Here is a 25,827-nt window from a genome sequence, read left to right as displayed (position 1 = left end):
AGCTTTGGTCAATTAATTTAAATTACCCGATATATAGTCGGTGCTACGGTTGTTATATAAGAAATTCGCTTAGCGGCGTATCTTGGCGGTAATGATATGCGATTTGCGCTTGTAATAACTCTGCGGTAGCAGTGGCATCATTCAGCGCATTGTGGTTTTGATAAGCTGGCAGCGAATAACGAATACGAGAATCAGCTAATCGCACAGAATCAAGCTTAGAGTTGAATAATCGACCTAGTAACCCCTGCTTTGCTCGCAGAGCACGAGTTTCCAGATCTAGCGTGTCTATAACGGCAAATTCAAGTCCTTCGCCTAGGCGTGCTTGCAACGCTTGATATAAAAAATGCCTTTCAATGGGTGCAAAATGCACCACAATCACTTTGCCCTTCAATGCTGTTATTAGTGGTTCCATAATTGTTGAGAAATCTGGCGCATCGCTTACTTCTGAATGGGTTATGCCATGAATAACAATCGACTCTTCAGCGAGCTTACGCCTTGGCTGAACAATCCAATGCTGGCTATCTTTACAAAAGATACGCTTAGTATTAAATGGGATTAAGCCGACACTGACTATATCGTCATTTTGAAAATTTAGACCTGTTGTCTCAAAATCAAGCGCCACTAAAGGAACGTCACTGATTGGCATCTTTAGGTCACAAATGGCAGATTCATAAAACTCTTGAATTAACGGCTGTTTACTCGCAGCTAATAACTGCTGATACCGAGTCGGCCAATCAAGTTTTGCCCCTTGTTTTGCCATTACTTAATCCCTGAGTTAGCAGAGTATCTGAATTTAAGGAAACTCTGCGCTTTATCTAGAATCGCAAATGCCTCTTTTAGATTTCGTTGCTCAAAAGGAGAAAGCAAATGAGGCTCAAGATCGTTATCAGGTTCTTCATCAAGCTTTTCAATTTGCCATGCTTGGTGCCTAATTCTGATCATGGCAATATATTCAAGGGCATCTCGTAGATCCTGTGCCTTACCCTCGGGCAGTAATTTAGCTTCGATAATATCTTCCAAACGCTCGAATGAATTTTGTTTGCGGCTACCTACTGCCAGAGCATGTACACGAATAACATCTGATAAAGGCGCAGTTCCACGGCGTTTTAAATTCATTGACCGCTTATGCTGACCATTGTGCTCTAACACAAAGTCTTTAAAGAAACCTAAAGGCGGTGTTCTATTTCGTGCATTGGCAGCTAGATTAGCCAAGAAACGTTTATTCTTGCGCCCTTCTGTTGCAATGAATCGCTTAAGCTCATCAGCCCACTTGTTTTTACCGTAAACGCCATCTAAATCAAAAAAGATGGAACTATGTAATAATGCCTGTGGTTTTGGTTCTGCCATCCAACCGGCAAATTGTTCTTTCCACTGCTCCCGCGTTAAACGCCACTTTTTAAAAGACGCCATAATTTCACCTTCACAGTATTTATAACCACACTCGGCTAAACCATCACAGACAAAATCAGCTAACTTTTGAAAATAATCGTCGTGTAATTCTTCATTAAAACTATTATCAAGGATAATGGCATTATCTTGGTCGGTGACAATTAATTGTTCATCACGAGCCATTGAGCCTAAAGCGATAAAACAATAAGGAACTGGTGGCGGGCCAAATTTTTCTTCGGCTAAATCAAGCAAACGCTGTTTAAATGTGCGTCCTATCACAGCCATAGCTGTGCCTATCATATGTGAGTTAGCATCTTCATTTACCATGCGCACAAACACATTAGGTAGTTGTCTTGCATAGTAAGCTAAATCTTCAATCGATTGCTGAGCTAATATACCTCGCACCAACAATAAGCTACTTTGCGATTCGTAACGTAAAATATCCGATAACGAAATAACACCAATGGGTTTTTTCTTCACAACGACTGGCAGGTGATGAATGTTATCTCTGAGCATAGCAAGCACGGCTTCAAACACGTACGCATTACTATCAAGCAGAACTAAGTCTGTTTGCATAATTTGCTCTGCTGGCGCTTCGTAACTCAAACCTTCAGCAATCACACTAGTACGTAAGTCACGGTCGGTAATGATGCCTACTACTTGGCCATCGTCGTCATCAGGATCATCACTGATTGGTTTATCGGCATCAGTAACCAGCACAGACGATACCGACTCTTGTGTCATCAATTGTGCAACCATTTGCACAGAGGCACTTTTTGCAACAGTCACTGCATCACGGTGCAGTAGTGACTTCACTTTTGCTGTAGTTAAGTCGTTGCTATCCGCTTGTTCAACAATTGCCTGATGAAGGCGCACATTACCATCGGCTTCAAAAAAGTCGGCAAATACTTCGTATTCATCACAGTATTGGTTAAACAACTTCACATTGATGCAATAAACTAAGGTATCTTCAAGTGCCTTTGCCGGAAAACGCACTTTACGGTTCATAAGAAGACCCATTGAACCAAAAATTCCACCGATAGTTAAACGGTTATATAAATCACCATCACGCCGATACATTTCAACGGCACCAGTGCGTATAACAAATAAGTCTGCAATATCATCACCATAATTTAATATTTCTGTGCCGGCCCGAAAGTAGGCTATTTCGACTTGTGATGCGAGTTTATTTACAGCCTCATCAGGTAGATCATCAAAAGGAGCATGATCGGAGAGAAATTGGGCAATATCAACGTGTTCGGCTTGCATACGCGTACCTAGTTTTAAACATTTGATTTAATTGTGAGGGTAATTGGCTATTTTTTCAAAGAAAAATAGCCAATTTGTTAGGATTAAGCCTTTTCTAACTCTTCAGCAAGAAGTTTCGACTCATCACCTCTTGGTTTTGTGAAGCGCGCTAGACCAAGATAAATAACCGGTGTTAAATAAAGGGTAAATAACACCGCAAGTGCTAAACCGCCAAACACCACCCATCCAATCGCGTTACGAGCCTCTGCTCCAGCGCCAGTAGATAGAATTAGTGGTAATGCACCCAGTAAGGTTGAAACCAGTGTCATTGCAATTGGGCGAAGGCGAACTAATGCGGCCTCTCCAACAGCGACTCTAACCGTTCGGCCTTGGTCACGTAACTGATCAGCAAACTCCACCAGCAATATTGCATTTTTGGCAATCAAGCCAATCAACATCACTAATCCTATTTGCGAGTATATATTTAGTGAGGTACCTGTTAGATACAAGGCTAAAATGGCTGACGTAATACCAAATGGCACTGTTATCATCACCACTATTGCACTATTAATACTTTCAAACTGCGCCGCAAGTACCAACAGTACAATTAAAAACGCCAATACATAGGTCATCAATACTTCATTGGCAGTTTCTTCGAAGGTTAATGCTTCACCTTTAAACGCCAAACTAATACCAGCAGGTAGAGATTGCTCTGAAATATCACGGATTTTTGTTACCAGCTCAGCAATTGTAACACCCTCTGGCATTTCCATACTTAGCTCAATAGCACGACGCTGTGCATGGCGCTCTAGCTCTGCAGCCACACCTTCTTCTGTGATAGTCGCAACGCTACTAAGCGGCACTAACTGACCGTTACGGCCGCCAACATACAAATTAGCTAAATCGCTTGGATTAGTGATAGTTTGGTTTTGAGCTTGCAACATGATTGGGATTGATTGATCACCAATGTTTAAATCAGCAATATCATCACCATTAATTGCAGCTCGTAGCGTTACTGATATATCACTAAGCGATACGCCAAGCTCTTCGGCACGACGTCTATCAATATTGACCCGTAATTGTGGTTGTGACGGCTGATATGAAATACGCACAGGCGCCACTTCTGGCACTGCCTTTTCAATCTCAGCAGAAAAGTCTTGTGCTGCTTTAAATATCTCAAGATAGTCTTGCCCTAATAACGCAAGCTCAATACCACCACCTTGACCGCGTAGATTCAAACTATTTGAACCACCTGGGTAACCAGCCGCACCTGGAATATTTCCTAAAGGACCACGAATCTTATTGATGATTTCTTGCTGGCTAAAGTGACGTTCGTCCCAGTGTTTTAATGGCACGGTGATAAATACAATATTTGGATCCCATTGCCCAACCACAGTATAAATAGACTCGATATCACCACTTTCTACATACGGCAGTAAGATATCTTCCATTTGCACCGCTTGCCTGTCCATAAAGTTCAAGCCAACACCATCAGGACCTCGTGCAAAAATACGAATTTTGCCGCGATCTTCTGTTGGCAATAGTTCGTTATCTAAATTGAAATACAGTGCCCCAGAGCCTGCAGCAACCAACACACAAGCAAAAAAGGTTAGCCATGCATGTTGAAGAACTCCGTGTATTGTGCGCTTATATACGGCGGCTAAAACATGGCCAACTTTAGCAAAAGGATGAAAACCGCCCTGCTTTAATTTCAGTTTTGAAGTTAGTGCAGGTACCAAGGATAAAGCAACAAAACTTGAGATGATCACCGCGCCAGCTAGCACACCACCAAACTCTCTAAATAACCGCCCTGCTGTTGAAGGTAAAAAGGCAATAGGTACAAACACCGCAGCTAATACAGCGGTTGTCGCCACAACAGCAAAGAACACCTCGCGAGTACCAACCACGGCAGCAGCACGTCGACCTAGACCTAAACCACGTTGACGCTGTATGTTTTCACTGACCACAATTGCATCATCAACAATTAGGCCTGTTGCTAATACTAATGCAAGTAAGGTAAGTATATTAATTGAGAAACCAAGGGCCCAAATCAGTGCTAAAGAGCCAATTAACGCAACAGGTATCGCAAATGCAGGAACAAGTGTTGCCCGCCAAGAGCCAATAAACACCCAAAGTGTTATCACTACTAATAGTACTGTCAGTAATAGTGAGTTAATTACCTCATCAACTGAGCTTCTAATAAACTGCGCATCGTCAGAGGTTAAAGTAAACTCCATTTCAGGAAAACGTTCACGCATACGCTCAATTAAAGTGAGCACTTCATCAGAAATTTCAATGGTATTAGATTGGGCTTGACGAATAATTTCCATGCCAATAACAGGTGTGCCATTGAGCCTGACAAATGAGCGCGGATCTGCAGGACCAAAGTAAACAGCAGCGACATCACCAATACGAGTATCATCACGGACAATGATGTCTGCCACTTGCTCTGCAGACACTGACGTTGCATCAGCACGAACTATTACCTGTTGATCGCTTGATTTTAAACTACCCGCAGGCACATCAAAAGGAGCTTGACGAAGTACATTAGCAATATCTGGCACCGTAAGGTTAAAGCTGCTCAGCTTAAGCGGGTCGATGCGCACTCTAAGTACCCGTTCACGGTCACCATTTAAGCGAACATCGGCAACCCCGGGAATGGTTAAAAACTGCGGAGCTAAATCAACATCAACGCGCTCTGTCAACGCCTCAAGGGACAAACTATCGCTTGATACTGTTAAAGAGACAACCGCTTCGGCATCGTTATCGGCTTTAATTATTGATACCCGTTCAACTTCTTCGGGTAATTCTCGTTGTACTCGCGCTACCGATTCTCGCGTTTCGTTTGCAGCATCATCTAGATTAACACCGGGGCGAAACTCAACCACAATACGGGCATTGTTTTCTTCACTTTGCGCACGAATTGACTTAACACCACTGACCCTAGCAACCGCTCCTTCGAGCTTACTGGTTACTTCGGTATCTACAGTTTCTGGTGAGCCACCAGGAAAAGAAGCTGATACAGTAATACGAGGTCTATCAACATCAGGAAGCTCTCGTACTTCAACCCCCGCTATTGCAGCAATACCAGCGATAATAATGAGTAAGTTAAGTACCACAATTAAAACAGGGCGACGTATCGCCATTGATGGCAGATCTTCCATCATAGGTTGCTGTTTCATCATTACTCCTTGGCTAGCTGCACTTCATTAATGAAATTAAGCTCTTGATTAGGTCTAAGGCGTTGAACCCCTTCAGTTACCAGTAAGTCGCCTTCTTTTAAGCCTCCGGAGACTAATAAACGCCCAGCTAAACGCTGCTCAATTTTTACATCAACGCGGGTTGCTTTATTATCAACACTCTTCCAAACATAAGGGCCTGCAGCTCCCCACATCATCGCTGCTTCTGGTACTACGGCAAGCTCTTCACCTAGAATATTTATATGTACACGGAAGCTCATACCCGGCATAAACTGTTGATCATTATTATCAAGCTTAGCTTTTGTTCTGAGTGTGCGGGTTTGTGCATTGATACGTGAATCAAGCTCTGCCACTTTAGCCGTGTAAGTTTCATCGCCTAACCAAGGTACCACTTCGACTGCTGATTTTTGTTTAAGCACAGACACAGCTGCCTCTGGGGCATTAAAATTAATATAAAGCGCTGAAATATCATCGATGGTAGCGATGGCTGTTTGGGTTGTGATCCTGTCGCCCACTTCGACGTCAGTTAAGCCCATAACACCGCTAAATGGAGCGCGAACTTCACGGTCTTCACGCTCTGTTTTTGCTTGCATTAACTTCACTTTAGCTAGTTCGTAAAGTGTTTTGGCATCGTCTAAATCACTTTGCGGTACCGCACCACGAGAATGGCTTTCCTCAAGCCTTTTCATAGTGCGCTCAGCATCTTTTAAAGTAATTTCAGCTTCCATCAGCGCAGCTTTTTGTCTGCGCGAATCAAGCTCTAATAGTAAGTCACCTTTGGCAACCTTATCGCCGGGCTTGAAGTAAACAGCAGTAACTCTATCCCCAACAGCTGGGTAAAGTGTTACAGAATGAATAGCTTCGGCATTACCCACAGCTTTTATCTGTTGTTTAGATTTTTCAACCGACACTGATTCTACAACTACATTAGCCGCCTCAGCGACAGAAACACAACTAATACAGGCAATTAAAGTCCATGTATGTAATTTGCCAATTGTCAAAATTTCACCTAAATAAGAATCGTTTTAATTGTTACGAAGTGTAACAGCTTTGTGATCAATAAAAAGCTGACTTCGTTTAATAAACAATTAGCCAAGGTGAAATAGACGACGCTCTCTCGCGTGTTTATTAATTAGAAACGGCAATGTAATGAATCTGTTTCTTTTACATGTGCTTCACTGGCAATGGTTACCTCAACACAATCAGATTGATCAGTTATTTGTTCCTTTTGAATAAGCGTAAAATTCCCTTCTTGCTCTGATCTTAAAGAATATTCAAAGGCATCATTACTACCTTCTGATATCGCAGTCACTATGCCGCCAACAAGCGCCCCAGCAATAGCGCCTGCAATCATATCTTCGTGGTTACCATCTAACTGATCAACAATGCCTATAGTAGAACCTGCAGCAATCCCTGTTTTAACGTTGGATGACAATTTAACAGGTTGCACTGACATCACTTTTGCGTAAAAGCGTTTGATCATTACATTTTGGTCTGCTCTATCAACACCTTGCGAGGCACAACCTCCTAAAAATAGTAAACCTAGTAGTAATTTCTTCATTGTTTTCTCATCCCATCAGTTTAAAGCTTAAGTAAGATACTATTCCTGATATAAGTTAGAGACTGTTTAATATGTGTAAGAAACTGTATGTGGCTAATAGACGGGCATAAAAAAACCCCAGACAATGCTGAGGTTTTATCAATTCAAAAAGCTAAGAGTTACTGTTGGCGCTGTGCTTCTTTTTGCGCTTTTTTAGCTTCTTTACGCTTACGCAGAACTTCTTGCGCTTCGTTACCAATATGGCCTTCACCGCGAGCTTGTGCTAATTCGATTTGCTTTTGACGCTCAGCAAAACGTGCACGTTGTTCTTCTGTTAGGCTGTCGTGACAGTGATGACACGAAACACCTTCCATGTATTCAGGCTTTTGCTTTTCTTCTTCAGTGATAGGCATACGACACGCATGACATTGGTCGTAAGAACCTTTTTGTAAATCGTGATTTACCGCAACGCGGTTATCAAATACAAAACACTCACCTTCCCACATAGTTTCTTCCTTTGGTACTTCTTCTAAGTACTTAAGAATACCGCCTTCAAGGTGGAATACTTCGTCAAAACCTTGCTCTTTCATGTACGCAGTTGATTTTTCGCAGCGAATACCACCGGTACAGAACATCGCCACTTTCTTGTGCTTTTCTGGGTCTAGGTTTTCTTTCGCCCATGCTGGGAATTCACGGAATGTTTTAGTGTTTGGATCAACCGCATTTTGGAAAGTACCGATCTCGATTTCGTAATCGTTACGCGTATCGATAAGAATCACTTCAGGGTCTGAAATTAATGCATTCCAGTCAGCTGGTTTTACGTATGTACCCACTACTTCACGTGGGTCGATACCTTCAACACCCATAGTTACGATTTCTTTTTTCAGTTTTACCTTAGTACGGTAGAACGGGCATTCGTCATCGTATGACTCTTTTGTCACGATGTTATCTAGGTTTGGTTGTGAATCTAACCATGCAAGTAGGTTATCGATACCTTCACGCTTAGCAGAAACAGTACCGTTGATACCTTCAGCCGCAAGTAACAAAGTACCGCGTACTTCATTGTCTTCCATCACTTTAAGTAATGGTTGGCGAATCGCTTCAAAATCAGGAAGGGCTACAAATTTGTATAGTGCGCAAACAACAAAGTGCTCGCTAGTTACATTGTCTTTATGAACAGCAGTCATGGTTTTACCTTTTGCTTTAAATGCCCATGTGGGGCGTTAACCGAATCGCAAATCCGGCGCATTGAGGGCGCGTATTTTACGCGAATTAGCGATAATTGCAAAAACTGATGCGAAATAGCTGTGTTTTTACTGTCTCCTAGTAAGGCAAGTGCGTTATAATGAACAGGATTTACAAATTTTGCTCATCGGAGATTACGCATTGCACTTTACTGAACTTGGGATTGATACACGCCTCGAAAAACAACTTGCGCATCAAGGCATCACCCAGCCCACCGACATTCAAGCTCACGCGGTACCTACAGCTATCGCAGGCCATGATATTTTTGCACAGTCAAAAACAGGATCGGGCAAAACGCTGGCGTTTTTATTACCTGCTGTACAGCGCGTAATGAAGCAAAAAGCTCTCAGTAAACGCGACCCTCGCGTTTTAATCGTTGCGCCTACCCGCGAATTAGCAACCCAAGTATACAGCCAATTAAGATTATTAATTGCTGGCACAAATATTAGTGCGGTAAAAGTACTCGGTGGTGAAAACTTTAATGACCAAATTAAAGCACTTCGTAAAGACCCTCATTTTGTAGTGGCAACTCCGGGGCGTTTAGCTGACCATTTAAGTCAACGCTCATTACAGCTTTCAGGCTTAGAGCTTTTAATTTTTGATGAAGCCGACCGTATTTTAGATTTAGGCTTTACCGAGCAAGTTAAAATGATCAACGACCTTGCTGATCACCGCTTGCGCCAAACGTTATTGTTCTCAGCAACCCTTGACCATGCACAAGTTGATGCCCTGTCACGTAACTTGTTACGTTCACCAAAACAAATATTGTTAAGTGCCTCAAATGAGCAACATAGTGATATTACTCAGCAGCTTTATTTAGCTGATCACTTAGATCACAAAGAAGCCTTACTTGAGCACTTTGTAAAACAAGACAATGTTGGTCAGTGTATTATTTTCACCGCAACACGAGCTGACACCCAACGCTTAAGTCAGTTGTTGAACGATAAAGGCTTTAAAGCACAAGCACTCGCAGGTGACTTAACTCAGGCTAAACGCCTTGAAATCATGGATGCCTTTAGCCGTGAAAACTTCAAAATTTTGATCACTACCGATGTTGCATCACGTGGTCTTGATTTATTAAGCGTGACCCACGTTATTAACTTTGACCTACCAAAACATGCTGAAGAATATGTGCATCGTATTGGTCGTACAGGTCGCGCAGGCTTTAAGGGTACTGCCATTTCATTAGTTGGCCCGAAAGATTGGCCAAGCTACAAAGCAATTAAAGCATTTTTAAATGATGAATTAAGCTTTTTCACCGTTGACGGCCTTGTTGGTAAATTTAAAGGTCTGCGTGAGAAAAAACCAAACACAGTTTGGAAAAAAGCGGAGAAAAAAGTGGCTGCTAAACCTGCTAAACCAAAACGCAAAGCAGCCCCTAAGAAGCCAAAAGCCCCTATTCAAGCACCAATTGATGTAGATGGTTTTGCTCCAATGCGCCGTAAGAAAAAGCCAGAACAGGAATAACAATGAGTATTTTAGGAACCACACAAACCCTTTTCGTTAACGAAATATCTAACGAAGGTGCTTATTTAGATGGCCGTGATTTAGGCGAAGTATTCTTACCAAGCAAAGAAATTGACTACGAACTAGAAGCTGGCGACAGCGTGCAAGTATTCATTTACTTAGATCACGCAGGTCACCCAACAGGCACCACAAAAAAACCATTGGCTGAGGTAGGCGAATTTGCCCTACTACGTGTTAAAGCGATTAATAGCACCGGTGCGTTTATGGATTGGGGCCTCGAAAAAGACGTACTAGCACCATACAACGAACAAAAGCCAAAAATGAAAGACGGCTTTTCGTATCTTGTACGCTTATATCTCGATAACGCCAGCCAACGTATTTGTGCATCGAGCAACTTTAATAAGTTTTTATCAAAAGATGAACCAACTTACTCTGTAATGGAAGAAGTTGACTTAATCGTTGCGGGTAAAACAGACCTAGGCTACAAAGTACTCGTAAACGAAGCCCACATTGGTGTGGTTTACTACAACACGGTATTTAAAAAGCTATTTGTAGGCCAGCGCTTAAAAGGCTTTATTCAAAAAGTACGTGAAGACGGCAAAATCGACGTACTACTTGAAAAACCAGGTATGGGTAAAGTAAACGACTTAGGCGAAAAAATCTTAGATAAATTAAAAGCCGAAGGCGGCGTACTTCACCTAGGTGATAAGTCAGACCCTGAAGCAATTAAAAAGACGTTTTCGACCAGTAAAGCAAACTACAAAAAAGCCATTGGCGGTTTGTTTAAGCAAGGTTTGATTGATATTGAAGCGACGTCGATTAGATTGAAGTAAGTTGCGAGCTACGAGCTACGAGCTACGAGCTACGAGCTACGAGCTACGAGCTACGAGCTACGAGCTACGAGCTACGAGCTACGAGCTACGAGCTACGAGCTACGAGCTACGAGCTACGAGCTACGAGCTACGAGCTACGAGCTACGAGCTACGAGCTAACAAGATTATTGATATATATGAAAAAGAGTAAAGTGAAAGCTTTACTCTTTTTTATTGGTTTTGTTAGCTGTAACAAATAGGCGCGGTAAATTTTCTAACACTATTTTGAGTATTTTTCATTTAAAAGTAAAAGTCGGCATTACGACAGAAGCTACCTTTCTGGTTCAACTCATTTCTGCCCCATTTCGTGCTGGAGAAAGTAAATGCGCCCCGTTTAACTTCAAGAGTTTTTCATAGATTTTTTAATACCAAACAACTTTTCGGATACAATCAGTTAAGAGTGCAACTCAGACTAACTTAGCGCGTTGATTTTGCCTTGTAACATTTCGATGGCAAGCTGTAAGTTTTCTTGTCTCTGGTCATCAGCAGCTAAACGCAATACAGCTTGGATGATTGGGTCAACCTGTGTTCGGCCTCCCTCTTCGTGGTAGCGTAACAACCCACACACTTCGATGGTTTTCCATCCTTTACCATGCTTGTCCCCCTTATACCTATAGGTTATTCCAGGCACCAGTGCGGTGATGTGGTCTTCGTACCTATCGTAGTGTGCATGGACGATAGTGTAATTCGATGACCGAGTGGGGAATTTGTTGTAAGTAGGGGATTTGGTAATTAACGATGTACCTTTGTATCCATTACATTCTTTACAGGAGACACAGAGGTTCTCTGGGTGAAACATCCACTTATCAAAATTGTTTTTGTGCATGATATGTTCTAAATCCCAATCCCCACCATGCAAGGAAGGTTTGTGAACCTTACAATAAGCACAGCAATATTCTTGCTGTTCGATGTAATGTCGTTTCATTCTAGTTTTGAGTTCTGTCACCGCAGGATCCGCCCATTTTTCATTAGGGGATACGTTTTTTTCCAACACGCTTGTGATGATCGCTTCGTCATCTTCGTTCAGAACAAAAGGGGTCATAGATACCCTCCTGCCAATAAAGTTGAGCGCATAATTCCCAGTAAGACTCTGACTTTATCGTGTTCTTCCAATTGAGATTCAAAGCTCAATAGCCAATTCGCAGTTATTAACGCTTCTTCGGAAGGGTTTTCTGTCTTACAGACAGAATCCAAGACCTCAATAATTTGAGTAATCAAATATTCATTGTTATTGCCTGGATTATGGAACAACGTCGCCAACTGATAATCTGCAGAGCGCTCTTTATGAGGGCGAGCATCAATTAACTTGCGATTAACCATATCGTACACGCAACTATTTGAAGCGGAGATGTCTGATACAATTAAGGGAGAGTGCGTTGCGATAAGGAAATGGCACCCTTGATAGCCTGAAAATGAGTCCCTAAGAATTTCTACAAACTTCTCTTGCCATTGCGGATGAAGGCTGATTTCAGGTTCATCGATGCAGATCAGTGCATCATCTTCTATAGAAGAAATAATACCCAAAAAGAGCAGGAACAAGCATTGCTCGCCAGAACTACGCTTAGCTAAGCCCGTCAGAGGTACATCTGAAATATCAAGATCGTCTACATAATTTGAGGGACTTTTTGTGTGACGAACTGTCTCAAGATTTTCTAGCTCAATAAGTCCAGCCCTAAGCAGCGTGGAAACGACGTGACGATCTATGTCAACGTCAGAAAAGGTCTCTTCGTGTTTTCTTAAGTGTTTTAATGTAAAAGTATTGCGATCTAAAGAAAGAAGGAATTCTGGTTCTTTGTAGATTTCTTCACAATATTGGATTAGCCCAAGGATTTCTTCTTGTTCATATTCTTCTAGGGCTTCCTTCAGTATCAGAGCTGTTTTTGGCTGTAATTGTTGGCCATTTTGCAAATTTGTAAAGTCATCGCTAGAAATAGCCACATTAAAACGCAAACGCAATAAACCACCAAAATCGAACTTATGCAGGAAATTTGTTAACGCAACAAGTTTTCTCGTTTCAAATCTTTCATTGCCCAATAATTGTTGAATTGCTTTCGACGCGATACGTGTTGAAGGTGCTTGAAATGGTGAATAAGGTTTAGAACCTACGTAGGCATAAAACCCGTTTTGTTGAATGTCCTTTTTGTTCTTCCATCTTTGTTGGAACTTTTCAAATTGACTCGTTGACGCTGCAATCAACTTTTTTGGTAAAGAAAGGCCGAACCTTTCTCCTAATAGACTCCACTGAGCAGAATATTCCTTTACATCACGGACTGCTGTAGCTAGGTTAGGTCTGTCGCTATTGAGCAACTGAGAGTACATTTCTTGATAATAAGCACAAGTATCAACTAACAGCTGCGTTTTTCCACACCCGTTATTTCCTATTATTACAGTAAAAGCGTTCTCTTCAGTTGACCCCAAATGCCAAAGCTCATGAATTGCGATGGTATTAACTCTGAATCCCATGTGATTATCCACACTATCCGATTGTATTAATATGGAATTTCTCACATATAAGTTAGTAAGTATAGTTGTTGAGGCCTGTTGGCAGTCAATTTTACGTTAGCCATACTTCTAGTTATTCGTCATGAACTAAACTAGAAAAGTCGCTAACACGCTTTTGTCCAAAAACGAGTTTGATTAACTGATTCTCAAATGCAGATAACCTAGGAAAATTGCCACAAACAAAAAGAGCACTGTATTTAGCGCGATATAAATCACGCTTACAATGCTCTTTAGAGACTATTTTAAAATAACGAGGTTATTTTAGTGAGTCGTTAATTTCTTTTAGTGTTGCAACTGGATCTGCCGATTGGGTGATTGGGCGGCCTACAACTAAATAGTCGCTGCCATCTTCAACGGCTTGTTTAGGTGTCATGATGCGTTTTTGGTCACCTGCATCGCTGCCAGCTGGGCGAATACCAGGGGTAACCAGTTTAAAGTCTGCGCCGAGTTCTGCTTTTAGCTTTTTCGCTTCTTGTGCTGAGCACACTACCCCATCAAGGCCTGATTCTTTAGCAAGGTTTGCTAGGTAAATTACTTGCTCTTCAGGTGTTTTATCTACACCTAAACGAGTAAGCTCTGCGGCATCCATACTGGTTAGTACAGTTACTGCAATCAGTAATGGTGCATCATCGCCAAACTGTTCTAAAGCTTGTTTTGCTTTAGTCATCATTTCAACGCCACCAGAGGCATGCACGTTAACCATCCATACACCCATTTTTGCAGCTGCTGTTACAGCTTTAGCCACTGTGTTTGGAATATCGTGAAATTTTAGGTCTAAGAATACATCAAACCCTAAGTCGATTAGTTCCTTAACAAAGCTAGGACCAAAATACGTGAACATTTCTTTGCCTACTTTAAGACGACACGTATCAGGCGATAATTGCTTTACAAACGCAAGAGCTGTTTGTTGATCATCGTAATCAAGGGCAATTAATACTTTTTTTGAATCTTCGACAGACATAACTTTCCTAAAAACTAATGGACTAATATGAATTAAAAACCGTCTATGCCACGGCTTGGAACAATTGTTTCCCAGTGCTTACATGATGGACATACCCAATAAATGGTATGACTGGTAAAGCCACAGTGTTGGCACTGAAAATCAGGTTTGGTTGCGATATAAGACGTTACTAGCTTATCAATTTGATCGAGTACATCTTTAATATCGTTGTTTTGTTTGGCAAGTAGCTGTAATAAAAAGCTAAAGCCACGAATAGTTGGATGACGCTTTAAACTATCCGTTAAAAATTTTATCGCTTGCTCTATGTGACCTTGCTCAAGTAAGGCTTGGCAGTGTTTTATTTTTATTAATACGCCACCTTTATCGAGCAGTTCATTAAGTAATTCGTAAAACTGATGCGTTAAATTTAGCTTTTGATAGCTCAGTGCAAGCTCTTCAATAAATACCGGCGCAAAAAACGTGAACTGACTGATTAGCTCGCGCCAATAGTAAATTGCTTTTACATAATCTTCATTGGTAAAGGCACTGTGACCAAGCTCATATAATGGACGAATGGCTTTATGGTTTAAGCTAATGGCTTTACGCATAATTTGCGTATCATTATCTTGTAAGGCCGCTTCACAGTAAAAATTGGCAATGGCTTTTACATGCTGAGGTTTAGTGAACAACTCACTGTGGGCCTCGTACATGTTAATGCCCTTTTCCCATTCACGAGTTTGTGAATAAAGATTGATAATTGGTTCGAGCGCTTCTTTATATCCTGCTTTTACAAGCCAAACTAAATGCTCTTCTGCGCTATCTAATAAGCCTGCCATGATGTAATCTTCAGCCAGCTCTAAACGACTGGTTGCAGCTTGTTGTTCATCAAGGCTTGGGTGTTTTAATAACAACTCATGAATTTTAATTGCGCGGTCAAGCTCGCCACGGCGGCGAAACATAGTTGCCAGTGTTGAATAGTGTTCAACTGAGTCGGCAGCAACTTCAAGTAGATTGATAAGGTGCTCTAAGCCTTGGTCTTCTTCTCTGTCTAAGAGAAATTTAAGGCCTTTAGAATATTCAGAGGTGATTTGGCGATTAAGCTGATGAGCTTGGTTTTTAGCGCTGTTTTTACCCATTATCCAACCGTAACCGGCTGCAACGGGTAAAAGTAAAAACAGAAGCTCAATCATGATTAGGTGTCTTTATTAGCAACAAGCTTTTTATTGTTTTTTTCAGGCGCTAATTTTTTCTTTAAACGATAATTTTGCCACTTTAACTGAGAAAATAGTGTAAAGCTTATAAAACAACCAATTGCGACACCTAAAATAAAGCAGATACTTATTACAACAGCTAGGGGTAAAGTATTACTAGCGATTAAATAATTGATTTGCACCAATTGTGGATTCTGTGAACCAAGTACAAACGCAATAAATAAACACAGCGCAATTAATACAATTTTTAATACCCTAAACAAGTAACTACTCCTGTATAAAACTAGGCAATACTCGCATTTACGCGGTCACGTAACTCTTTACCTGGTTTAAAATGTGGTACATGCTTACCGTCTAACTCAACTGTTTCGCCAGTCTTTGGATTACGACCTGTGCGAGGAGAACGATAATGCAATGAGAAACTTCCAAAGCCACGGATCTCGATGCGATCTGAGCTAGATAATGAACCGGCCATTTGTTCAAGAATTTCTTTAACGGCATTTTCAACATCTTTCACAGGGATGTGTGCATGTTGCTCGGCAAGTTGTTCTATCAATTCTGACTTAGTCATAGCGTTTCCTTAAAGAGTGGTAAAGGAAGGGCAAAACTGCCCTTCCAATTTTAAAAGACTAGATATTAGTCTTTTTGAGCATTTTTGAATGCTGCAGCCATAGCGTTTTCGAACGCTGGCTCTTCTTTCTTAAGCTTCTCTAATACTTCTTTCTCTTCTGCTTCGAAAAGAGCTTTAACAGATAAGCTTAAAGTGCGGTTCTTACGATCAACACCAACGTATTTCGCTTCGATTTCGTCGCCTGCAGAAACTACAGTAGTAGCATCTTCAACACGCTCTTGAGCGATATCAGCTACACGGATGTAACCTTCAACGCCTTCGATAAGCTCAACAGTTGCGCCTTTCGCATCAACTTCAGTCACTTTACCTTTAACAATAGCACCTTTTTTGTTTGCGTCCAGGTAGTTATTGAATGGGTCAGCTTCGATTTGTTTAACGCCTAGAGAGATACGCTCACGCTCTGGGTCAACTTGTAATACGATAGCAGTGATTTCGTCGCCTTTCTTGAATTCACGTACAGCTTCTTCGCCAGGCGTGTTCCAAGAAATGTCTGAAAGGTGAACAAGACCGTCAATACCGCCTTCAAGACCGATGAAGATACCGAAGTCAGTGATTGATTTGATCTTACCAGTAACTTGGTCGCCTTTGTTTTGTAGACGAGCAAATTCTTGCCATGGGTTAGCAATACATTGCTTAAGACCAAGAGAAATACGACGACGCTCTTCGTCGATTTCAAGAACCATAACTTCAACAGTGTCACCTAGTGAAACAACTTTTGAAGGGTGGATGTTCTTGTTAGTCCAATCCATTTCAGAAACGTGTACTAGACCTTCTACGCCTTCTTCGATTTCAACGAAACAACCGTAGTCAGTAAGGTTAGTTACACGACCAGAAAGCTTAGAACCTTCTGGGTAACGACCAGCGATAGCTGCCCATGGATCTTCGCCAAGCTGTTTAAGGCCTAGAGATACACGAGTCTTTTCTTTGTCGAATTTAAGAACTTTAACTGCGATTTCGTCGCCAACATTAACGATTTCTGAAGGGTGCTTAACACGCTTCCACGCCATGTCTGTGATGTGTAGTAGACCGTCAACACCACCAAGGTCAACGAACGCACCGTAGTCAGTAAGGTTCTTAACGATACCTTTAACTTCTTGACCTTCAACAAGGTTAGCAAGAAGCTCTTCACGCTCTTGTGAGTTTTCTGATTCGATAACTGCACGGCGAGAAACAACAACGTTGTTACGTTTTTGGTCAAGCTTGATTACTTTGAACTCAAGCTCTTTACCTTCAAGGTGAGTTGTGTCACGTACTGGACGAACATCAACAAGTGAACCAGGTAGGAAGGCACGGATTGAATCAACTTCAACAGTGAAACCGCCTTTAACTTTACCGTTGATAACACCAGTAACAGTCTCTTGCTCTTCACATGCTTTTTCTAAGCGGATCCACGCTTCGTGACGCTTCGCTTTCTCACGAGAAAGGATAGTTTCACCGAAACCGTCTTCGATTGCGTCTAAAGCAACATCTACTTCGTCGCCAACAGCAACTTCTAGTTCACCAGCAGCATTTTTGAATTGCTCAGCAGGGATTGCACTTTCAGATTTAAGACCAGCATCAACAAGTACGATGTTGTTCTCGATTGAGATAACAGTACCTTTAACGATAGAGCCTTGCTCTGCTTCAAAACCCTTAAGGCTTTCTTCAAATAACTGCGCAAAATTTTCTGACATTATACGTCTCTAAATAATTAAATAACCAATTAGCAACCATGCTGCATGGGGTTGTTAAAATAGCGCTGGCTTCCTGCCGGCACCTTAATAAATTACTTTTTAGCTTTTGGAAGCTTTCCTGCAAGTACTGCTTCGTCGAGTAAAGTTACAACTTTATCAAACACTTGCATTGCATTGAGCTCACTAGTATCAAGCTCAATAGCGTCTTCTGCAGGAACAAGCGGCGCAACTTCACGCGTCATATCGCGGTGATCACGAGCTTTTATGTCCTCAAGTAGACCACTTAGTGTAACATCAAGACCGCGTTCATTCAACTCAGCAAAGCGACGACGAGCGCGCTCTTCAGCTGATGCGGTTAAATAAATTTTCAATGGTGCATCTGGAAACACAACTGTGCCCATATCACGACCATCGGCAATTAGGCCGCTCTCAGTACGAAACGCACGTTGACGACGTAATAATGCTTCTCTCACCCGTGGTAATGCAGCAATTTTTGATGCCGCAGCACCCACTTCTTCGTTGCGGATTGTGGTTGTGACGTCTTCGCCTTCCAAGACAATTTTAGAAGTATGTGTTTGGCTGTCGACCAAAAACTGTACATCTAAGTTTGCAGCTAACGGCACTAGCGCATCTTCATTATCTAGTTCAATTTGATGATGAAGCGCTGCAAGTGACAGCACACGATAAATCGCTCCACTGTCTAATACATCCCAACCTAATTTCTCGGCTAACAAGCGACAAACAGTTCCTTTACCTGAACCACTTGGGCCATCGATGGTGATTACGGGCATTGATAACGCCTGCATTTATAACCTCCTGCAATGCACACCAAAATAAATCCGCGATATTATACGTCAGTTCTTGAAATAGATCCGCATCTAGAGTGTAACTTTTTATATTTTCTTCTGTTTTATTGACTTGAGACAGACTCTAGTACTTTGAAAAACGTTGGAAAAGTTTTGTATGTACATTTAGGATCGTTAATGGTTATCGGCTTCCCGCCAACAGCAACCATCGCAAAACACATGGCAATACGGTGATCGTTGTACGTATCAATCGCTACATCATTGAATGTTTCTGGTGGTGTTATTTCGATGAAATCTTCACCCTCAACAACTTCTGCACCAACTTTTCGAAGCTCAGTAGCCATTGCATATAAACGGTCTGTTTCTTTTACACGCCAGTTATAGATATTACGAATCGCCGTTGTACCTTTTGCGAAAAGCGCAACGGTTGCGAGAGTCATCGCTGCATCAGGAATTGCATTAGCATCAATATCAACCGCGTTCAGCTCGCCTTTACGAACCACCAACTTTTCATCGTACCAATCAATTTTAGCGCCGACTTGTTCCATAACTTTGGCAAAACCAATATCACCCTGAACAGATGCAGCACCTACCCCATTAATTTCAATTTCGCCGCCAGCTATTGCAGCCGCCGCAACAAAATAAGAGGCGCTTGAAGCATCACCTTCGACCATAATACGCTCAAGTGCTTGATACTGCTGACAGCCTTTAACGTAAAACGTTTCATAGTTGTCATGACTCACAATAACACCGAAACGCTTCATCACATCTAGGGTAATATCAATGTAAGGCTTTGATACCAGCGTGCCTTTAATGGTGATTTCTGTGTCGCCATTAAATAATGGCGCCGCCATTAGTAACGCAGTTAAGAACTGGCTCGAAATACTGCCATCAATTTCAACTTTACCGCCGTTGATTTTGCCGCCTTTAATGGCCAGTGGTGGATAGTCTTTATGCTTAAGATATTCAACATCACCACCCAGGGCTTGCAGTGCATCAACCAAATGGCCGATTGGGCGCTCTTCCATACGTGGCTCACCCACCAGCTGATATTCGCCTTCTACAGCAGCTAATACAGCTGTCAGTGGACGATAAGCAGTACCAGCATTGCCTAAAAATAATGGCTCACTTGGGGTTTTAAATTTACCTGCAACCCCCTCTACGGTAGCCACTGTTTTATCTTCATTAAGCGATACATTTACGCCCAAAAGATTTAACGCACCTAGCATATGACGAATATCATCACTGTCGAGAAGGTTTTCAACAACCGTTGTGCCCTCTGCCAGTGCTGCTAACAGTAAGATACGGTTTGATAAACTTTTTGAGCCTGGCAGTGTCACACTACCATTTACTTTTGAGATTGGTTCAAGACGAAGCTGTTCCATAATTAGCTGTGCTCCTTGGCGAATTTTTCCATAAAATTAACCAAAGCTTGAACACCTTCAAGTGGCATCGCGTTATAAATGCTTGCGCGCATACCACCAACAATACGGTGACCTTCAAGGGCTAATAAGCCTGCTTCTTTTGACTCATTAATGAATTTTTCATTCAATGATTCATCGTTTAACCAAAACGGTACGTTCATGCGTGAACGGCAATGCTTGGCAACTTTATTACTATAAAAATCTGAGCTATCAATAAAGTTGTAAAGTAATTCTGCTTTTGCGATGTTTTGCTCTTCCATCGCTTTAACGCCACCGTTTGCTTCAAGCCATTCAAATACTTCAGCAGCTAAGTACCACGCAAATGTAGGTGGTGTGTTATACATGCTGCCTTGTTTCGCTTCTAATGCGTAATCAAGAATTCCTGGCTTTGCAAGGCCTTCACGTTCAAGTAGCGTTTTACGAATAATAACAATCGATAAACCAGACGGGCCGATATTTTTTTGTGCGCCAGCGTAAATAAGATCAAACTGATTTACATCAAATTCGCGCGATAAAATAGTCGATGACATATCAGCAACAATCGGTGCAGATGGATGTGATGGTACTTCGAAAATCTCAATGCCATCTACGGTTTCATTCGGGCAATAGTGAATGTACGACGCATCAGCAGGTAATTCCCAGCTGCTTGCTGGTTTGATAGAGAACTGACCATTTTGCTGTTCATCATCACGTACATTAATACTTTCAACAGCAGTGAATTTAGCAGCTTCTGAAGTAGCACCTTTAGACCATACACCGTTTTCACAGTACACAGCCGGTTTATCATCAAGGTGAAGATTCAATGGCACAGCACTGAATTGACCACGGCCACCGCCGTGCATAAATAACACTTCAAACTCATCACTAATATTCATTAAGCGACGCAGGCTTGCTTCACATTTAGCAGTAAGTGCTAAAAAGTCGCTGCTGCGATGGCTAATTTCCATCACAGAGACACCTAAACCTTGCCAATCTATAAATTCTTTTTGTGCTTTTTGCATAACTGCCGGCGGTAGCATTGCCGGTCCTGCACAAAAATTATATTTAGTCATTACTTTGCCTCATTCCAGTAATTATAGTGCGGATAAAAAAAGCGGCCGAAGCCGCTTTTTAAATCAATGTTATTCTGAAGGTGGGTTATCACCCGTTTCTTCAGTATTGGTATCGACTACTTCAACGGCCTCGCCTTCGATGGCTTCAAGCTCATCAACTTCGATTTCTTCGATACGTTGTAAACCAACTACTTGCTCTTCGTCAATAGTTCGTATCAAAATAACGCCTTGAGTATTACGACCAACCGTAGAAACCTCATTAACACGGGTACGTACTAATGTACCGCGATTAGAGATGATCATGATTTCGTCGTTTTCGTCAACTTGTACTGCACCAACCACAGCGCCATTACGCTCGCTTACTTTGATTGATACAACACCTTGTGTTGCACGGCTCTTCGATGGGTAATCTTCAAGTGCTGTACGCTTACCGTAACCGTTTTCTGTCACAGTTAGGATAGCACCATCTGACTTAGGTACGATTAACGACACAACGCGTTGGTCGTCAGCCATCTTAATACCACGAACACCCGTTGCTGTACGGCCCATCGGACGAACACCTTTGAAGCGGATTTCCGGGTTACCGTTTTCGTCTAGCACAGGGTTGCCGTTTTCATCAACAACTTCTGACTCTTCTGCTTCTTTAAAGCGGACAACTTTACCGGCATCAGTGAATAGCATGATTTCATTCGTGCCATCAGTGATATCAACACCAATTAGGCTATCACCTTCATTAAGGTTAACAGCGATAATACCGCTCGCACGTTGACGGCTGTATGCGGTAAGTGGTGTTTTCTTAACTGTACCAAACGCTGTTGCCATAAAGATGTATTTATCTTCTTCGTACTCACGTACTGGTAAGATAGCGGTAATACGCTCATCAGCTTCAAGTGGTAATAAGTTAACAATTGGCTTACCACGCGCTGCACGGCTTGCTAATGGTAACTGATAAACTTTCAACCAATATAAGCGACCTGCCGTTGAGAAACACAGAATTGTATCGTGTGTGTTAGCAACCAATAGACGCTCGATGAAGTCTTCATCTTTCATCTTAGTTGCTGACTTACCTTTACCACCACGGCGCTGTGCTTCGTAATCAGAGAGTGGTTGATATTTAACGTAACCTTCGTGAGAAAGCGTTACTACAACGTCTTCTTCATTGATTAGGTCTTCAAGGCTAATATCGTGAGCAGCTGCACTGATTTCAGTACGACGTTCGTCACCATATTGCTCTTTAATTTCTACTAGCTCGTCGCGGATAACTTCCATTAAACGATCTGGGCTTGAAAGAATGTGTAAAAGCTCAGCAATTAGATCAAGTAAGTTTTGGTACTCGTCTAAGATTTTCTCATGTTCAAGACCTGTTAGTTTGTGTAAACGTAGGTCTAAAATTGCTTGTGCTTGTTGCTCAGATAAATAGTACTGACCGTCACGGATACCTAAATCAGCGGCTAACCAGTCAGGACGTGCTACGTTATCTTCACCTGCCTTTTCAAGCATAGCTTTAACTGTACCAAGTTCCCAAGGGCGAGCTGTTAATGCTGCTTTTGCTTCTGCTGGGGTTGGTGACTTACGAATAAGTTCGATAATCGGGTCGATATTCGCAAGAGCAATCGCTAAGCCTTCAAGCGTGTGAGCACGGTCACGGGCTTTACGTAAATCGAATACAGTACGACGTGTAACAACTTCACGGCGGTGAACGATAAACGCTTCAAGCATTTCTTTTAAGTTGAAACACTTAGGTTGGTTGTTATCAAGTGCAACCATGTTCATACCAAACACAGTTTGTAACTGAGTTTGTGCATATAGGTTGTTTAAGATTACTTCACCAACATCACCACGTTTGATTTCGATAACGATACGCATACCGTCTTTATCTGATTCGTCACGTAGTGCGCTAATACCTTCAATCTTCTTATCTTTAACTAGCTCAGCGATTTTTTCGATAAGGCGCGCTTTGTTAACTTGATAAGGAATTTCGTGAACAATAATGGTTTCACGACCAGTTTTTTCGTCAACTTCGATTTCAGCGCGAGCACGGATGTATACTTTACCACGACCCGTTAAATACGCCTGCTCAATGCCTTTTTTACCATTGATAATCGCCGCAGTCGGGAAATCCGGACCCGGGATATATTCAATAAGGTCAGCAATTGACATGTCTGGGTTTTGGATTAGCGCTAAACAACCATTGATAACTTCTGTTAAGTTATGAGGTGGGATGTTTGTCGCCATACCAACAGCGATACCCGAAGAACCATTTACTAATAAGTTAGGTACTTTAGTAGGTAATACGTCAGGAATTTGCTCAGTACCGTCGTAGTTAGGTACGTAATCAACCGTTTCTTTTTCTAAATCAGCTAATAATTCATGTGACATTTTCGCCATACGGACTTCCGTATAACGCATTGCTGCCGCAGAGTCACCGTCAACAGAACCAAAGTTACCTTGGCCGTCAACAAGCATGTAGCGTAATGAGAAAGGCTGCGCCATACGAACGATGGTGTCATATACCGCGCTGTCGCCATGTGGGTGGTACTTACCGATTACATCACCAACAACACGTGCTGATTTCTTGTAAGGTTTATTCCAATCATTATTGAGTTCGTTCATTGCGAACAAAACGCGGCGGTGAACAGGCTTTAAGCCGTCACGTACGTCTGGCAATGCACGACCTACGATTACACTCATGGCATAATCAAGGTAAGAATTTTTTAATTCATCTTCAATATTGACTGGCAGAATTTCATTGGCGAGATCAGTCATTTGATTTCACATTCCTTCAGTATTGACTCATTAAGAGGCAAATCGCCGTCTTAAGAGCTTTAGTTATTATTTCCTGACCATGCTATCACAATTTATTTAGATTTACAGGCGCTAAATCTTTGCGATTTATTAATTTACCCCTATATAATGGCCTCAGATTAACGAGGAAGTTTTTTATGACCGAGCATCAGAATGTAGATAATGCAGAAATTGCAAAGTTTGAAGCCATCGCAGAACGTTGGTGGGACCGCGACGGAGAGTTCAAACCCCTTCATGAAATAAATCCTCTTCGCTTGGATTTTGTCGCAGATAAAGTGGGCGGCTTATTTGATAAGGAAACCTTAGATGTTGGCTGTGGTGGCGGCATCTTAAGTGAAAGCATGGCCCGTATGGGCGCTAAAGTAACTGGCATTGATATGGGCCAAGAGCCATTAACCGTTGCTAAGTTACATAGTTTAGAAACAGGCGTGCCTGTTGATTATATAAAAGTACCTGCAGAGCAATTTGCTGCTGAGCACCCTGCTCGCTTTGATGTTGTGACGTGTATGGAAATGCTTGAGCATGTTCCAGATCCCGCTTCTATTATTCGCGCTGTAGCAGAACTTGCTAAACCTGGTGCCGATGTATTCTTTTCAACATTAAATAAAACACCAAAAGCTTATTTGTTTGCCATTGTTGGTGCTGAAAAGCTATTGAAAATGGTACCTGAAGGTACCCATGACCATAAAAAATTCATAAAACCTGCACAGCTTATTGCATGGGCTGAAGAAGCTGGATTAAAAGTACGCGCCAGTACAGGTCTTAACTATAATCCGTTTTCTAAGCAGTACAGCTTAAACGATGATGTAAGTGTTAATTACATCCTGCACTTTGAGAAACTAGCGTGATGAGTGGTGTGCAAGCACCCTCTATCGATTTTGATGCCTTTATCTTTGATTTAGATGGCACTCTACTCGATACTGCGGATGACTTAGGTGGTGCATTAAACCGCGTGTTAGCAGATGCCAATGTGGCCCCTGTTGCTGAACATGTTTATCGCCCTGCTGCTTCTAATGGTGCAAATGCATTATTAGAAGTAGGCTTTGGTGATAAATGGCCAGAACTTGAACAACTCGCTTTGCGCCAACAGCTTCTTGATTACTACGCCGAAGATATCGCTGTACACAGTAAATGCTTTAATGGCATCGAGCAGCTTTTAATTGCACTTGAGCAAAACAATATTAAGTGGGGCATTATGACTAATAAGCCCGGCTTTTTAACTGAGCCCTTAGTACAAGCTATACCCTCTTTGAGTAAAGCGATGGCGGTAGTAAGTGGCGATACATTAGCTGTTTCAAAACCATCTCCCGATCCACTTTTACACACAGCTGAGATCTTAGACGTTGATCCGTGTCGCTGTTTATATATCGGTGATGCTGAACGTGATATTCAAGCTGCAAAAGCTGCCAATATGTATAGTGCAACGGCGTTATGGGGTTACATACCCAGTGTTGATGCTGCTCTTGACTGGCAAGCGGATTTCAATTGGCAAACACCCATTGATGGATTTAACCATATATAGTGTTATTTGATAGATGAAACACCATATATTGTGATTTGATTCACTTTTGAGCATTCTTTGATGATAAAAAAATCAGTCAAAATTTATTTTTAAAAACGATAAATTTTCTGGATCTTTTGTTGATTTCTACAAATTTCGTCTTCTATGAATGTTCAAAGGTTAATGGTTACTAACACAATACGTTTATCCAATAGTTATCCACAAAATGGGGCAATTCTATCCCTTGCAAAACAACGCAGACCACACTATCTTGTGATCTGCAATTTAAACAACACCAGATATTGTGGCTAAATGTTATTC

Annotated in this window: 21 protein-coding genes; 4 read left to right on the top strand and 17 right to left on the bottom strand. The window is 41.8% G+C overall.

The features are described 5' to 3' along the window. Nucleotides 1–52: 52 nt before the first annotated feature. The 6 genes from L1D46_RS12205 to L1D46_RS12180 form a co-directional block, all read right to left on the bottom strand. Nucleotides 53–760 carry a 3'-5' exonuclease gene (locus tag L1D46_RS12205; protein ID WP_239977598.1) on the bottom strand — a complete coding sequence of 236 codons (708 nt, stop codon included), beginning with the start codon at nt 758–760 and terminating at the stop codon, nt 53–55. Continuing rightward, complete coding sequence (locus tag L1D46_RS12200; RefSeq protein ID WP_130051439.1) at nt 760–2,658, bottom strand: DUF294 nucleotidyltransferase-like domain-containing protein; 1,899 nt, start codon at nt 2,656–2,658, stop codon at nt 760–762. Before L1D46_RS12200 ends, L1D46_RS12205 begins: the two co-directional genes overlap by 1 nt. Nucleotides 2,659–2,741: 83 nt before the next feature. Further along, nucleotides 2,742–5,819, bottom strand: coding sequence for an efflux RND transporter permease subunit (locus L1D46_RS12195; protein WP_239977601.1), 3,078 nt, complete (start codon nt 5,817–5,819; stop codon nt 2,742–2,744). Nucleotides 5,820–5,821: 2 nt separating this feature from the next. Beyond that, nucleotides 5,822–6,832, bottom strand: a complete 1,011-nt coding sequence (locus L1D46_RS12190) for an efflux RND transporter periplasmic adaptor subunit (RefSeq protein ID WP_239977600.1) — start codon at nt 6,830–6,832, stop codon at nt 5,822–5,824. A gap of 137 nt (nt 6,833–6,969) precedes the next feature. Next, complete coding sequence (locus L1D46_RS12185) at nt 6,970–7,398, bottom strand: hypothetical protein (RefSeq protein WP_239977597.1); 429 nt, start codon at nt 7,396–7,398, stop codon at nt 6,970–6,972. Between the two features lie 158 nt (nt 7,399–7,556). Next, nucleotides 7,557–8,564, bottom strand: coding sequence for a rhodanese-related sulfurtransferase (locus L1D46_RS12180; RefSeq protein ID WP_055197229.1), 1,008 nt, complete (start codon nt 8,562–8,564; stop codon nt 7,557–7,559). Between the two features lie 199 nt (nt 8,565–8,763). Here L1D46_RS12180 and L1D46_RS12175 point away from each other — a divergent pair, with 199 nt between their 5' ends. After that, a complete protein-coding gene (locus L1D46_RS12175; RefSeq protein WP_130052288.1) occupies nt 8,764–10,089 on the top strand; it encodes a DEAD/DEAH box helicase in 1,326 nt (441 codons plus the stop codon). A 2-nt stretch (nt 10,090–10,091) separates the two neighbouring features. Then, on the top strand, nt 10,092–10,922 hold the full coding sequence (locus tag L1D46_RS12170; RefSeq protein WP_130051436.1) for a S1-like domain-containing RNA-binding protein: 831 nt from the start codon (nt 10,092–10,094) through the stop codon (nt 10,920–10,922). A gap of 451 nt (nt 10,923–11,373) precedes the next feature. On the opposite strand, the gene L1D46_RS12165 is transcribed toward L1D46_RS12170, so the two are convergent. The 11 genes from L1D46_RS12165 to gyrA all read right to left on the bottom strand — a co-directional run bounded on the left by L1D46_RS12165 (nt 11,374) and on the right by gyrA (nt 23,966). After that, on the bottom strand, nt 11,374–12,003 hold the full coding sequence (locus tag L1D46_RS12165; RefSeq protein WP_239977596.1) for a hypothetical protein: 630 nt from the start codon (nt 12,001–12,003) through the stop codon (nt 11,374–11,376). Then, on the bottom strand, nt 12,000–13,424 hold the full coding sequence (locus L1D46_RS12160; RefSeq protein ID WP_239977595.1) for an AAA family ATPase: 1,425 nt from the start codon (nt 13,422–13,424) through the stop codon (nt 12,000–12,002). The genes L1D46_RS12165 and L1D46_RS12160 overlap by 4 nt, the downstream gene beginning before the upstream one ends. Before the next feature lie 295 nt (nt 13,425–13,719). After that, nucleotides 13,720–14,424: an orotidine-5'-phosphate decarboxylase gene (gene pyrF / locus L1D46_RS12155; RefSeq protein WP_063705476.1), complete on the bottom strand. Its 705-nt coding sequence runs from the start codon at nt 14,422–14,424 to the stop codon at nt 13,720–13,722. Between the two features lie 32 nt (nt 14,425–14,456). Continuing rightward, entirely contained in the window at nt 14,457–15,593 is a 1,137-nt protein-coding gene (gene lapB / locus L1D46_RS12150) for a lipopolysaccharide assembly protein LapB (protein WP_130051432.1), read from the bottom strand. Between the two features lie 2 nt (nt 15,594–15,595). Next, nucleotides 15,596–15,877 carry a LapA family protein gene (locus tag L1D46_RS12145; RefSeq protein ID WP_054551349.1) on the bottom strand — a complete coding sequence of 94 codons (282 nt, stop codon included), beginning with the start codon at nt 15,875–15,877 and terminating at the stop codon, nt 15,596–15,598. 20 nt (nt 15,878–15,897) lie between these two features. Continuing rightward, nucleotides 15,898–16,185 (bottom strand): integration host factor subunit beta, encoded by a 288-nt coding sequence (gene ihfB, locus L1D46_RS12140; protein ID WP_036968575.1) that lies wholly within the window; start codon nt 16,183–16,185, stop codon nt 15,898–15,900. Between the two features lie 65 nt (nt 16,186–16,250). Beyond that, nucleotides 16,251–17,918, bottom strand: a complete 1,668-nt coding sequence (gene rpsA / locus L1D46_RS12135) for a 30S ribosomal protein S1 (RefSeq protein WP_054551350.1) — start codon at nt 17,916–17,918, stop codon at nt 16,251–16,253. 92 nt (nt 17,919–18,010) lie between these two features. Next, nucleotides 18,011–18,724: a (d)CMP kinase gene (cmk, locus tag L1D46_RS12130; protein WP_130051431.1), complete on the bottom strand. Its 714-nt coding sequence runs from the start codon at nt 18,722–18,724 to the stop codon at nt 18,011–18,013. Between the two features lie 104 nt (nt 18,725–18,828). Continuing rightward, complete coding sequence (aroA, locus tag L1D46_RS12125) at nt 18,829–20,109, bottom strand: 3-phosphoshikimate 1-carboxyvinyltransferase (RefSeq protein ID WP_239977594.1); 1,281 nt, start codon at nt 20,107–20,109, stop codon at nt 18,829–18,831. A gap of 2 nt (nt 20,110–20,111) precedes the next feature. Then, complete coding sequence (gene serC, locus L1D46_RS12120; RefSeq protein ID WP_178927010.1) at nt 20,112–21,200, bottom strand: 3-phosphoserine/phosphohydroxythreonine transaminase; 1,089 nt, start codon at nt 21,198–21,200, stop codon at nt 20,112–20,114. Between the two features lie 69 nt (nt 21,201–21,269). Continuing rightward, the gene (gene gyrA, locus L1D46_RS12115) at nt 21,270–23,966 is read right to left on the bottom strand and encodes a DNA topoisomerase (ATP-hydrolyzing) subunit A (protein ID WP_130051428.1); all 2,697 of its coding nucleotides are present in this window, start codon (nt 23,964–23,966) and stop codon (nt 21,270–21,272) included. 176 nt (nt 23,967–24,142) lie between these two features. On the opposite strand from gyrA, the gene ubiG reads away from it, so the two are divergent. Beyond that, nucleotides 24,143–24,853 (top strand): bifunctional 2-polyprenyl-6-hydroxyphenol methylase/3-demethylubiquinol 3-O-methyltransferase UbiG, encoded by a 711-nt coding sequence (gene ubiG, locus L1D46_RS12110; protein WP_105174078.1) that lies wholly within the window; start codon nt 24,143–24,145, stop codon nt 24,851–24,853. Further along, on the top strand, nt 24,853–25,527 hold the full coding sequence (locus tag L1D46_RS12105) for an HAD-IA family hydrolase (RefSeq protein WP_239977599.1): 675 nt from the start codon (nt 24,853–24,855) through the stop codon (nt 25,525–25,527). Before ubiG ends, L1D46_RS12105 begins: the two co-directional genes overlap by 1 nt. Nucleotides 25,528–25,827 lie beyond the last annotated feature (300 nt).

It is taken from the genome of Pseudoalteromonas sp. Isolate3 (assembly GCF_022398505.1).
Classification (GTDB): Bacteria; Pseudomonadota; Gammaproteobacteria; order Enterobacterales; family Alteromonadaceae; genus Pseudoalteromonas; species Pseudoalteromonas apostichopi.
The sequence above is the reverse complement of the archived record's forward strand: the minus strand, read 5'-3'. Positions and strand labels throughout refer to the sequence as shown.